The sequence below is a fragment of the Accumulibacter sp. genome, from assembly GCF_036625275.1.
Lineage (GTDB): Bacteria > Pseudomonadota > Gammaproteobacteria > Burkholderiales > Rhodocyclaceae > Accumulibacter.
The window spans coordinates 1-10,475 of the sequence record NZ_JAZKUD010000115.1; the positions used below are offsets into that span (position 1 = coordinate 1).

Sequence of the window (10,475 nt, forward strand, 5' to 3'; positions counted from 1 at the left end):
CATGAACGTCGTGATGACCGGCGCGGGAGGCCTTGTCGAGGTCCAGGGAACGGCTGAGGGCGAGCCTTTCACGCGCACGCAGATGAACCAGTTGCTCGATCTGGCGCAGGCCGGTATCCACCAGTTGCTCAACCAACAGCAGGCAGCCCTCGCCCAATGAAACTCGTCCTCGCTTCCAACAACGCCAAGAAATTGAAGGAACTCGATACCATTCTCGCGCCGCTGGGCTGGGAACTCGTTCCGCAGGGCGAACTTGGCATCCCCGAGGCCGAGGAACCACACTGCAGCTTCGTGGAAAACGCCCTCACCAAGGCCCGCCATGCCTCGCGGCTGAGTGGCCTGCCCGCGCTGGCCGACGACTCCGGCCTGTGTGTCGACGCTTTCGGCGGCGCACCTGGCGTACAGTCCGCACGCTATGCCGGCGAACCCAGGTCCGATGCCCGCAACAACCAGAAGCTGCTGGCTGAACTTGGCGACAGCGGTTGCCGCGCGGCGCATTTCGTCTCGGTCATTGTCCTCGTTCGCCATGCCGACGACCCGCAACCGATCATCGCCGAGGGCGAGTGGGACGGGGAAATCCTGTCGGCAGGACGCGGTGACGATGGCTTTGGCTACGATCCCCTGTTCTACATCCGAGAGCTTGACAAGACCGCCGCGGAACTCGACGCGGCGGAGAAAAACCGCCGTTCACATCGCGGTCAGGCGCTGGCCCGCCTCGTCGAGCGCCTGCAAGCGCGGCGCTGATGGCGGGCAGCGGGGAGCGCACGGTCATTCCGCTGCTTGCCTGGCGGCCGGCGGCCGCAAACCCCAGCCAACTGCAATTCCGCAACCCACCGCCGCTGTCGCTTTACGTCCACGTTCCGTGGTGCGTGCAGAAGTGCCCCTATTGCGACTTCAACTCGCATGCGCTGCCGGGTGGCCAGGGCGCTGCGCGAAGGCCGGCGACGATCCCCGAAGGCGACTACCTGGCCGCCCTGATTGCCGACCTGGAGTCTGCACTGCCGCTGGTCTGGGGTCGCCGGGTGCATAGCGTCTTTTTCGGTGGCGGCACCCCCAGCCTGCTCTCGGGCGAGGGCCTCGATCAGATCCTGGCGGCCTTGCGCAGTCGACTGCCGTTTCTGCCTGAGGCCGAGATCACGCTGGAAGCCAATCCGGGAACCGTCGAAGCCGGAAAATTTGCGGCCTTTCGCGCCGCTGGCGTCAACCGTCTGTCGCTTGGCATCCAGAGTTTCAATCCGCGGCACCTCAAGGCAATCAGCCGCATCCACGACGATCGTCAAGCCAGGCAGGCGATCGAGCTTGCCGGCAAACACTTCGAGAATTTCAATCTGGATCTGATGTACGGCCTCCCCGGGCAGACGCTTGCCGAGGCACTCGAGGACATCGACGCCGCGCTCTCGTTCGCGCCGGCACACCTGTCCTGCTATCAATTGACGATCGAAGCCAACACCGCCTTTGCGGCCAGCCCTCCGACCTTGCCCGAACCCGACCTCTGTGCCGACATGCAGGATGCCATCGAGGCGAGGCTGGCCGAAGCCGGCTACCTGCACTACGAAACGTCGGCTTTCGCACAGACTGGCCAGCAGTGCCGGCACAACCTCAACTACTGGCATTTCGGCGACTACCTGGGTATCGGAGCAGGCGCCCACAGCAAGCTGACACTGCACGATCGCGTCCTGCGCCAGATGCGCTGGAAGGGGCCCGAGCAGTACCTGGCGCAAGTTGCCGCCGGCACGCCGATACAGGAGGAGTTCGCCGTCAAGGCCGTGGAACTGCCTTTCGAGTTCATGCTCAACGCGCTGCGCCTCGTTCAGGGTTTCGACGCGCAGCTATTCGAGTTGCGTACCTCGCTGCCCCTGATCAGCATCGAAAGCGAACTGCGACAAGCCGCAAGCGAGGGCCTGATCAGACGCCACGGACAGCATATCGCGCCAAGCGATCACGGCCGGCGCTTTCTCAATCAATTACTGCAGCGCTTCCTGGTTGACCGGAGCTGAGCCTTTCGGCCCGCGGCAGGTGGTGCAGGCGCGAGCGATGCGGCCGTCACGGTTTCATCGCCTCGACCGCCTGATAGAGCTGTTGCCGAAGCTCATCGGCTGGCCGCCCCTGCGCCTCGGCGAGACGAATCTGCCTCAGCAAGTCCGACGCCCGGGCTGCCGCTTGGCTGCGCTCTTTGGCAGCGGCGATCTGGTTCGGTGCCTTCCCGGCTGCGGCAGCCGAGCTGCCGGCGCCTTGCGCCGCGACAACGGGCGCGGCAGCGCCGCCGTCGACCACCAGCTGCGCCCGCTCGGCACCGGGCTGCGCACGACGGGCGGTGATGACCATCGACCGCGGGACATACGGGCGCGGCATCGGGCGCTGTGCCAGCGGCACCGAGTTGACCCGCCGCAGGTCATTGACCGCAACGCGCAGCTTCCGGTGCAATTCCTCACTTGGCCGCCCTTCGGCCTCGGCTGCGCGGATCTCTCGCAGGATCGCCTCGATCGGGCTCGGTGCCACCGCCGAGCGGGTCGCTTCGCCGAAACTCTCCGGCGGCGCTTTGACCGCAATCGCAAACTCCTCCGGTGATGAAATCATCTTGGCCAGACGCAGATGGTTATAGCGCATGGCCATGGTCAGCGCCGTATCACCCCAGTCGCTCTGCGAGCGGGTATTGGCACCCGCTTCGAGCAGCACCCGCGCCAAGCCGTCGTGACCTTCGCGAGCGGCGAGCATCAGCGGTGTGGCGCCGTTCGGCGCCCGCGCATTGATGTTGGCGCCACGCGCCATCAGGTCGCTGACGATCTTTTCATGGCCATTGAAGACCGCGTAATGCAGCGCTCCCCACTGCTTGTCCTCACGCTCGACCGGCGCTCCGCGCTCGATCAGCCATTTCACTGCCTCCAGATGCCCGCCCCAGGCCGCCAGCTGCAGGGCTTGTTCGCCATTGCGATTGCTGCGCCGCAGGTCGGCCCCCCGTTCGACGAACAGCGCCATCATCTCGATGTTGCCATACCAGGCAGCAACCATCAGACCGGTACCGATATGCGCCGCCTCGTATTCCGGGCTCAGCCCTTCGTCAAGCCAGCCTTTGACCTTGCGCAGGTTGCCACGTTCGATGGCATATCCGAAGGTAATCGGGTCCGGGACCTCGGCCCATAGCGGAGCAGCAAGCAGGTAGCTGGCGAGCAACACCCATGTGCCCAGTCTTCCGATCAAATGCTTCACACGCGTCCTCCCTTCCGACATTACGGCAAGCCAGCGTTCTTCCCGTGCCGGCTGCCCGGTTTTGCTTCACAATGTCACGCCCATGCCGTCTCGCCTGATTCTTGCCCTTGCCCTGTCGCTCATCCTGCACGCCGCCGTGCTGTTCGGGGACGCCGTCAGGTTCGCTCCTCCGCCGGCACAGCCGCCACTCGAGGCATCGCTGCGCCAGACGGCGAAGACGCAGCCACGCGCTGAGGATCCGCTGCTGAAGGACACCCTCATCGCTGAACCGCCAGCCGTCAAACCGCCTCCCGCAACCCGCCCCGCCCCGCCCGCCGGGCCACCCCTCAGCCAAACGGTGGCAAAACGCCAGGTCGACGCCGCCAGGCGCAAACTGTCGCAGCATTTGTACTATCCGCCCGACGCCGTCGCACGCGGCCTCGAAGGGGAAGTTCGCCTGCTGCTGCGCGTCTCCGACGACGGCCACATCAGCGACGTGAGCATCGCCGCCAGCAGCGGCCATGCGATCCTCGACCAGGCCGCAATCAAGGCCGCCTACGCGATGGGCAAGGTCAACTGGGTCCAGTCACGCGAGCTGATCCTGCCGGTCGTCTTCCGTCTGGAGTGACTCCGGCCGCCGGCGAAAGACCAGGTCCCAAACACCGTGCCCGAGTCGCAGGCCACGCTGTTCGAACTTGGTCAGCGGGCGATAGTCGGGGCGCGGCGCGTAGCCGATCGCCGTATTCTCCAGCAGGCTCTCGGCTGTCAGCACGGCCAACATCTGCTGCGCGTAATCTTCCCAGTCCGTGGCGCAATGAATGTAACCCCCTGGCCGCAGGCGACCAGCCAGTAAGGCAAGGAAAGCCGGTTGCAGCAGGCGCCGTTTGTGATGACGCTTTTTCGGCCAGGGATCGGGAAAAAAGAGGTGCACCCCGGCCAGCGAAGCCGGCCCAAGCATGTCGCGCAGAACCTCGACGGCGTCGTGCTGGATGATGCGCACATTGTGCAGACCCAGTTCGGCAACCAGTTTGCACAGGCTGCCGACGCCCGGCGTGTGCACTTCGATACCGAGGTAGTCGTTCTCCGGGTGCGCCGCGGCAATCGCCGCCGAGGTCTCGCCCATGCCGAAACCGATCTCGACAATCCGCGGCGCCGCACGCCCGAACAGCGCGTCAAGATCGACCCGCGTCGCGCTGTAGGGAATGCCGATGCTGGCCATCATCTCTTCGTGATAGCGCTGCTGGGCATTCGAGACCCGCCCCTGGCGACGCACGAAACTGCGGATGTGCCCGGCGCGACCGGCAGTGTACACGGTCTCCTGGCCAGCCATGCCTACGAGCCGATCAAGCCGATCGTCGGCGAGGAGGGGTCGGCCGAGTAGTACTTGCGCGGCATGCGCCCGGCGAGAAACGCCTCGCGCCCCGCTTCGACCGCCTTCTTCATCGCGCTGGCCATCAGCAAGGGATCGCGGGCGTGGGCAATGGCGGTGTTCATCAGCACGCCATCGCAACCCAGTTCCATGGCGATCGCCGCATCCGAGGCCGTGCCGACGCCTGCGTCGACCAGCACCGGGACTTTCGCGTTGTCGATGATCAGGCGCAGGTTCCAGGGATTGACGATGCCCATGCCGGAACCGATCAGCGAGGCCAGTGGCATCACCGCAACGCAGCCGATGTCCTCGAGCATTTTTGCCTGGATCGGATCGTCAGCACAGTAGACCATCACCGCAAAACCCTCCCTGACCAGCGTTTCCGCCGCCTGCAGCGTTTCCGGCATGTTCGGGAAGAGATTGGTCGGATCACCGAGGACTTCCAGCTTGCACAGCGCATGCCCGTCGAGCAGCTCGCGCGCCAGGCGCAGGGTCCGCACTGCCTCGGCGGCGGTGTAGCAGCCGGCAGTATTGGGCAGGATGGTGAATTGCGACGGCGGCAACACGTCGAGCAGGTTCGGCTCGCCGGCGTTCTGGCCGATGTTGGTGCGACGAATGGCCACGGTGACGATCTCCGCGCCCGAGGCATCGATCGCTGCCCGTGTTTCGGCGAAATCCTTGTACTTGCCGGTCCCGACGAGAAGACGGGAACGGTAGGTCCTGCCGGCAACCGTCAGGCGATGTGGGGAGGATGGCATGTTCTCTTCTCGGCTAGTCAATGAGGTTCAGCCGCCACCGACGGCAACGACGATCTCGATCCGGTCACCATCCGCCAGCACCGTCTCGCCGTGCCGACCACGCGGAACGATCTCGCCGTTACGTTCGACGGCGATCCGCTTGCCGGCATGGTTCAGGGCCACCACGAGTTCGGCGACCGTCAGCGGCGAGGGGAATTGGCGGCTTTCGCCGTTGATCAGGAGTTCCATGGGGACCGGATTTTACCACGCGGCGCGCGCTCAACGCTGACGGCGGTGCGCCTGAGCAGGGCAAGCGCCGCATACCGTGGCCCACCCACGCGGCTGCCTTGGCGTAACGACCGGGTCAATCGGCAAACGAGCGAGATCGATGCCCTGCTCTGTCAGCCATGCTGGACAAGTTCCAGCCGTTCGCGGTTTGGTGCTGAATGGGCATCTCTTGCGGAACCTCCCTTGTCTCAAGGCTGCACCATCTTCTGTCTGACCGGCACCCGGAGGCCCGACTCGTAGTCGGTCTGTGAAAGTCGATGTTCGACTTCGCCGCCCAGGGCTGGATAATAGGCCCTCGCCCGTCTGTGAGACCAAAACCGTGCGCCATTTTCGTCATCTGCTCCTCTGCTGGCCGCTGCTGTTGCTCGCAGCCTGCACCAGCGTCCCGGACGGCATCACCCCGGTCAGCCACTTCCAGCTCGATCGCTACCTTGGCAAATGGTACGAGATCGCGCGCCTCGACCATTCCTTCGAACGCGGACTCAGCGACGTGTCGGCGCATTATCGCCTGCAGCCCGACGGCAGCGTCGAAGTGGTCAACCGCGGCTACAACGTCGAAAAAGGCGCCTGGAAGGAAGCGGTTGGCAAGGCGCTGATGATTGGCGACGCGACGCAGGGCTCGCTCAAGGTCTCATTTTTCGGCCCCTTCTATGGCGGCTACCACATCGCGGCGCTTGACGAGCAAGAGTACCGCTGGTCGCTGGTGGTCGGGCCGAGCCGTGACTATCTGTGGATACTCTCGCGCGAGCGCCACCTGCCGCCCGCTGTTCGCGAGCAACTGCTGGCCAAAGCGAAGCAAATGGGTTTCGATATCAGCCGCCTGATCTGGGTCGGGCAGGATCGACCCGATGCCTGAGGCGCGGCGGTCATCAGCCGCCGCCAGCCGGCTGCTGGTCGCTTTTGACACCCCCGCCAGTGTCCTGGCCTGGTCGGCGGTGGACGATGCCGTGATGGGCGGTCTCTCCAGCAGTCAGCTGCTGTTTGCGGCCGCCGGCCATGCCGACTTCACCGGCAGCGTCTCGCTGGCCAACAACGGCGGCTTCGCCTCGGTCCGTACGGCGCCTGACGATTACTCGGCGCCTGGCACACGGACCTTCCGTCTCGCAGTGCGTGGCGACGGGCGACGCTACAAACTCAATCTGCGCACCGACGACGCCTACGACGGGCCCAGTTACCAGGCCGTATTTTCGCCTCCTGCCGGTGAGTGGAGCGAAATCGTACTGGCCATCGCCGATTTCACCGCCAGCCATCGCGGCCGCCCGGTCGACGCGCCACCGCTCGACCCGGCGCGAATCCGCCGCGTGGGCCTGATGATCGCCGACCGGCAGACGGGCAGCTTCAGGCTCTCGATTCGCTGGCTACGCGCTGAAGCGCCAGGGTCGCGATAATTGGCGAGAGGGGCGGCATCGCGCGGTGAGTGCTGATCCCCGTTCTGGATCGGGCCCCGGACAGCAGAGAACTTTCGCGGCGGTACATTCGCTGCCGGCGAGTTGCTGCAAAGGGCGATTTTCCTTGCGCTGGCGAAAACCGGACGTGGCGCCCGGAGTTCCCGGCCACCCTGCGCGAGGCCATGGCGCAGGGTGGCAAGCTGGCAAGCAAACAAGGAGGAGGCATGATGACGAAACAGAATCGCAACGGAGTCGACACCCGCGCCCACTCAGAGAGGACCATGCCGACTCGCCGCTGGACGCCATTGCCATGAGCGGCTTCGAAAACTATAGCCACGAAATGAACGAGCTTGATCACGAAATCATCCATTACGCGGCGATCTGCGGCGTCGATCTGGCCGACCAGCCAGCCATCCAAGCCTGCCTCGAAGAACCACACACGACCTGGGCCGACGACAAGGCCCGGCAAACGTTGCGTGGCCTGCTGATACTGCGCATCAAGCTCGAAACCGAAATGATCGAGCAAGGCCTGTCACCGAGAAAGCTGACGTCCCAAACTACATAGGTCACCTGGCAAACGGCGGGTGCCTGTCCGGGCGGTAGGACTGTATTTCGGTGACGGTATGGTTAACTGAATAAATTCTCGTGTCGCCGAAACTCCTCCGCGCAACGCCACCAGTGCCCCGACACAGGCGTTGTTCAGTTCTGCTCGGGCAACGATCGACGGGTACAGCTGGCCTTTCCCTATATTTAGTACACTGTCCCCGAAATGCGTCCCCGAAATGCCCTGCGGCCACCTCGGGTCGAAAATCAGCTGCGGGTCAGCTGAGCAGACCGCGCTCCTCGATCAAGTCGATAATCTCCGCCAGCCCCTGCCCGGTTTTCATGTTGCTGAAAACAAACGGCCGCTCGCCGCGCATTCTTCGGCTGTCGCGCTCCATCACCTCCAGCGAAGCCCCAACCATCGGCGCCAGATCGGTCTTGTTGATCACCAGCAGATCGGACCGGGTGATCCCCGGCCCACCCTTGCGCGGGATCTTGTCACCGGCGGCGACGTCGATGACGTAGATCGTCAGGTCGGAGAGTTCCGGGCTGAAGGTCGCGGCCAGGTTGTCGCCACCCGACTCGACGAAGACGATTTCGATGTCCGGGAAGGCCGTGGTCAGCCGGGCAACGGCTTCGAGGTTGATCGAGGCATCCTCGCGGATCGCGGTGTGCGGGCAACCGCCGGTCTCGACGCCGAGGATGCGCTCCTGCGGCAGTGCGGCGTGCTGCACCAGGAACCTGGCGTCTTCGGCGGTGTAGATGTCGTTGGTCACCACGCCGAGGCTGTATTTTTCGCGCAGGGCAAGACACAGCGCCAGGGTGAGTGCGGTCTTGCCGGAGCCGACCGGGCCTCCGATGCCGATGCGCAGGGCGGGTCGTCGGTTCATCCGGGGTTCGCTTTCTGTCATGATCGAAAAAGTCTCGAATATTGCGTTTCGTGCCGGCTCAAAGCCAGCGCCAGGCCGGGTGCAAAGTTGCTCCATGCCGCTTCGGGCAGTGCGAGCGCCTGCTGCACCACCGCCGGAATTTGGCCGCCGAGCGCCAGCAACACCCGTTGCCCGGCGGTCTGGCCGAGCGGGACGGCCTTCAACGCCGCCATCACCTGGTTCTCGCACCAGGACCACAGATAGGCGGCCAGGGAGTCGGCCAGCGGGATTTCCCAGACGGCCGCCGCCAGCGCCCAGCCGGTCGGGAAAGCCACTTCCGGCAGCGCATCAAGAGCCGGCGGCACGGGGAAATCATCCAGATCGTGCAGCAGGCGGCGCAGCGAGTAGCCCATCTGCACTGTCTCGGCGCGCAGCTCGGATGACTCGCGGCTGGCCAGGAATTCGGCGTTCAGGCGTTCGACTTCGCCGATGTCGCCGGCAGCCCAGGCGCGCTGCAGGCAGGCGGCAAGCGGTGCTTCGAAGCGGCCGACGCCTTCCTCGAGCAGACCACCGATCCATTGGGCGGCAGTCGCCTGATCGCGCACCAGCCCCGCCTCGACGGCCCATTCGAGGCCCTGCGAATAGGTATAGGCTCCCACTGGCAGCGCCGGGCTGGCGAGCTGCAGCAGGCGAGGTAACGCGAGGCTCATTTGAACTCGTGAATCTTCGCCGGCGAGCGATGCGGGCCGTGGCCCGGGTCGTGCGGATCTACCACCCGCCCGCCCTTCGTCGGCCGGTAGTCGTGACCACGCCCAGCCGCCTCGCCGTGCGCGTGTGCCGCCGCACCATAGGCACCGCCCTCCGGATCGAATGGCGCCTCGACTTCGCTGACGTCGCAACCGAGACCGACCAGCATCTCGGCCAGAACGTGGTCCGGCTGAAAGCGGAGAAACTCTTCACCGAGTTGCACCGGCACATGCCGGTTGCCGAGATGATAGGCGGCACGAATCAACTGGAAGGCGTCAAGGGCACGAACTTCGAGTAGCGCCTCGGGGGCGGCCTCGACCTCGATCACACGGCCGTTACCGGTCAGCAGGCGGTCACCGTGCCGCAGCACGGTCCCGGCGGGAAAGACGTAGCCGAGTTCTTCGCCGCTGGCCAGAAGCACGCGCTGGCGGCTCTTGCGACGCGCGTCGTACGGCAGCACCAGACGATCGCTTGCAGGCGTCTCGCCCGCGGCCAATGAGCTGGCGAAGGATTCGGCGAACAGCATGCGCAGATTAGAACAGGAAGTAACGCTGTGCCATCGGCAGCACGCTCGCCGGTTCGCAGACCAGCAACTCGCCGTCGGCACGCACGGCATAGGTTTCAGGGTCGACGTCGATCTTCGGCGTCGCATCGTTGTGGATCATGTCCGACTTGCCCAGTCTGCGCGTCTGGCGGACGGCATGCAGCGGCTTGGCGAGCCGCAGCCCGGCCAGTTCGGGATTGTCGAGCGACGCCTGCGAGACAAAGGTCACCGAAGTCTTGAGCGCACCACCGAAAGCACCGAACATGGGCCGGTAATGCACCGGCTGCGGTGTCGGGATCGAGGCATTGGCGTCGCCCATCGCCGCGGCGGCGATCATCCCGCCCTTGAGAATCAGCGACGGCTTGACGCCGAAGAAGGCCGGTCTCCAGAGCACCAGGTCGGCCAGCTTGCCGACCTCGATCGAGCCGACCAGGTGGCTGATGCCGTGCGTGATCGCCGGATTGATCGTGTACTTGGCAAGGTAGCGCTTGACGCGGAAGTTGTCGTTGGCTTTCGCCTGCTCGCTGGCAACCGGCGGCGCCAGGTGACCACGCTGCACCTTCATCTTGTGCGCCGTTTGCCAGGTGCGGATGATCACTTCGCCGACGCGTCCCATCGCCTGCGAATCCGACGACATCATCGACAGTGCGCCGAGGTCGTGCAGGATATCCTCGGCAGCGATCGTCTCACGCCGGATGCGGCTCTCGGCGAAGGCGACGTCCTCGGCGATCGCCGGATCGAGGTGGTGGCAAACCATCAGCATGTCGAGGTGCTCGTCGACGGTGTTCACCGTGTACGGCCGCG

The 10,475-nt window shown here is 65.0% G+C and carries 14 protein-coding genes and 1 pseudogene; 7 read left to right on the top strand and 8 right to left on the bottom strand.

The features are described from left to right. The 3 genes and pseudogenes from rph to hemW form a co-directional block, all read left to right on the top strand. A pseudogene (gene rph / locus V5B39_RS20170) lies at window positions 1–160 on the top strand (ribonuclease PH); the annotation flags it as partial. Next, the gene (gene rdgB, locus V5B39_RS20175; protein ID WP_332344629.1) at window positions 157–744 is read left to right on the top strand and encodes an RdgB/HAM1 family non-canonical purine NTP pyrophosphatase; all 588 of its coding nucleotides are present in this window, start codon (window positions 157–159) and stop codon (window positions 742–744) included. The pseudogene rph and the gene rdgB, both read left to right, overlap by 4 nt. Continuing rightward, the gene (gene hemW, locus V5B39_RS20180; protein ID WP_332344630.1) at window positions 744–1,997 is read left to right on the top strand and encodes a radical SAM family heme chaperone HemW; all 1,254 of its coding nucleotides are present in this window, start codon (window positions 744–746) and stop codon (window positions 1,995–1,997) included. Before rdgB ends, hemW begins: the two co-directional genes overlap by 1 nt. Window positions 1,998–2,043: 46 nt before the next feature. On the opposite strand, the gene V5B39_RS20185 is transcribed toward hemW, so the two are convergent. Further along, window positions 2,044–3,207, bottom strand: coding sequence for an ankyrin repeat domain-containing protein (locus V5B39_RS20185; protein WP_332344631.1), 1,164 nt, complete (start codon window positions 3,205–3,207; stop codon window positions 2,044–2,046). A gap of 82 nt (window positions 3,208–3,289) precedes the next feature. Between V5B39_RS20185 and V5B39_RS20190 the strand changes: the two genes are divergently transcribed. Next, the gene (locus V5B39_RS20190) at window positions 3,290–3,814 is read left to right on the top strand and encodes an energy transducer TonB (RefSeq protein WP_332344632.1); all 525 of its coding nucleotides are present in this window, start codon (window positions 3,290–3,292) and stop codon (window positions 3,812–3,814) included. Here V5B39_RS20190 and trmB read toward each other — a convergent pair. The 3 genes from trmB to thiS are packed head-to-tail and all read right to left on the bottom strand — an operon-like array spanning window position 3,773 to window position 5,541. Continuing rightward, a complete protein-coding gene (trmB, locus tag V5B39_RS20195) occupies window positions 3,773–4,516 on the bottom strand; it encodes a tRNA (guanosine(46)-N7)-methyltransferase TrmB (protein WP_434735735.1) in 744 nt (247 codons plus the stop codon). The two genes, V5B39_RS20190 and trmB, sit on opposite strands and share 42 nt — an antisense overlap. 2 nt (window positions 4,517–4,518) lie before the next feature. Beyond that, window positions 4,519–5,313, bottom strand: coding sequence for a thiazole synthase (locus V5B39_RS20200; RefSeq protein ID WP_332344634.1), 795 nt, complete (start codon window positions 5,311–5,313; stop codon window positions 4,519–4,521). 27 nt (window positions 5,314–5,340) lie between these two features. After that, the gene (gene thiS, locus V5B39_RS20205) at window positions 5,341–5,541 is read right to left on the bottom strand and encodes a sulfur carrier protein ThiS (protein ID WP_332344635.1); all 201 of its coding nucleotides are present in this window, start codon (window positions 5,539–5,541) and stop codon (window positions 5,341–5,343) included. A 358-nt stretch (window positions 5,542–5,899) separates the two neighbouring features. Here thiS and V5B39_RS20210 point away from each other — a divergent pair, with 358 nt between their 5' ends. The 3 genes from V5B39_RS20210 (at window position 5,900) to V5B39_RS20220 (ending at window position 7,533) form a co-directional block, all read left to right on the top strand. Beyond that, window positions 5,900–6,436, top strand: a complete 537-nt coding sequence (locus V5B39_RS20210) for a lipocalin family protein (RefSeq protein ID WP_332344636.1) — start codon at window positions 5,900–5,902, stop codon at window positions 6,434–6,436. Next, the gene (locus V5B39_RS20215) at window positions 6,429–6,968 is read left to right on the top strand and encodes a CIA30 family protein (RefSeq protein ID WP_332344637.1); all 540 of its coding nucleotides are present in this window, start codon (window positions 6,429–6,431) and stop codon (window positions 6,966–6,968) included. Before V5B39_RS20210 ends, V5B39_RS20215 begins: the two co-directional genes overlap by 8 nt. A 310-nt stretch (window positions 6,969–7,278) precedes the next feature. Continuing rightward, on the top strand, window positions 7,279–7,533 hold the full coding sequence (locus V5B39_RS20220; RefSeq protein WP_332344638.1) for a hypothetical protein: 255 nt from the start codon (window positions 7,279–7,281) through the stop codon (window positions 7,531–7,533). A 256-nt stretch (window positions 7,534–7,789) separates the two neighbouring features. Here the strand turns inward: V5B39_RS20220 and ureG are convergent, their stop codons facing one another. The 4 genes from ureG to V5B39_RS20240 form a co-directional block, all read right to left on the bottom strand. After that, on the bottom strand, window positions 7,790–8,401 hold the full coding sequence (gene ureG / locus V5B39_RS20225; RefSeq protein WP_332344639.1) for an urease accessory protein UreG: 612 nt from the start codon (window positions 8,399–8,401) through the stop codon (window positions 7,790–7,792). A gap of 17 nt (window positions 8,402–8,418) precedes the next feature. Continuing rightward, window positions 8,419–9,090, bottom strand: a complete 672-nt coding sequence (locus tag V5B39_RS20230; protein WP_332344640.1) for an urease accessory protein UreF — start codon at window positions 9,088–9,090, stop codon at window positions 8,419–8,421. Next, window positions 9,087–9,653 carry an urease accessory protein UreE gene (ureE, locus tag V5B39_RS20235; RefSeq protein WP_332344641.1) on the bottom strand — a complete coding sequence of 189 codons (567 nt, stop codon included), beginning with the start codon at window positions 9,651–9,653 and terminating at the stop codon, window positions 9,087–9,089. Before ureE ends, V5B39_RS20230 begins: the two co-directional genes overlap by 4 nt. Window positions 9,654–9,660: 7 nt before the next feature. After that, the coding region (locus V5B39_RS20240; protein ID WP_332344642.1) for an urease subunit alpha at window positions 9,661–10,475 on the bottom strand (815 nt) is incomplete at its 5' end.

Excerpts from the sequence above, each read along its gene's own strand:
- V5B39_RS20230 (WP_332344640.1), bottom strand. The coding sequence starts at position 9,090 with ATGAGCCTCGCGTTACCTCGCCTGCTGCAGCTCGCCAGCCCGGCGCTG.
- hemW (WP_332344630.1), top strand. The coding sequence starts at position 744 with ATGGCGGGCAGCGGGGAGCGCACGGTCATTCCGCTGCTTGCCTGGCGG.
- ureG (WP_332344639.1), bottom strand. The coding sequence starts at position 8,401 with ATGAACCGACGACCCGCCCTGCGCATCGGCATCGGAGGCCCGGTCGGC.
- V5B39_RS20220 (WP_332344638.1), top strand. The coding sequence starts at position 7,279 with ATGAGCGGCTTCGAAAACTATAGCCACGAAATGAACGAGCTTGATCAC.
- rdgB (WP_332344629.1), top strand. The coding sequence starts at position 157 with ATGAAACTCGTCCTCGCTTCCAACAACGCCAAGAAATTGAAGGAACTC.
- V5B39_RS20200 (WP_332344634.1), bottom strand. The coding sequence starts at position 5,313 with ATGCCATCCTCCCCACATCGCCTGACGGTTGCCGGCAGGACCTACCGT.
- ureE (WP_332344641.1), bottom strand. The coding sequence starts at position 9,653 with ATGCTGTTCGCCGAATCCTTCGCCAGCTCATTGGCCGCGGGCGAGACG.
- thiS (WP_332344635.1), bottom strand. The coding sequence starts at position 5,541 with ATGGAACTCCTGATCAACGGCGAAAGCCGCCAATTCCCCTCGCCGCTG.
- V5B39_RS20215 (WP_332344637.1), top strand. The coding sequence starts at position 6,429 with ATGCCTGAGGCGCGGCGGTCATCAGCCGCCGCCAGCCGGCTGCTGGTC.
- trmB (WP_434735735.1), bottom strand. The coding sequence starts at position 4,516 with ATGGCTGGCCAGGAGACCGTGTACACTGCCGGTCGCGCCGGGCACATC.
- V5B39_RS20190 (WP_332344632.1), top strand. The coding sequence starts at position 3,290 with ATGCCGTCTCGCCTGATTCTTGCCCTTGCCCTGTCGCTCATCCTGCAC.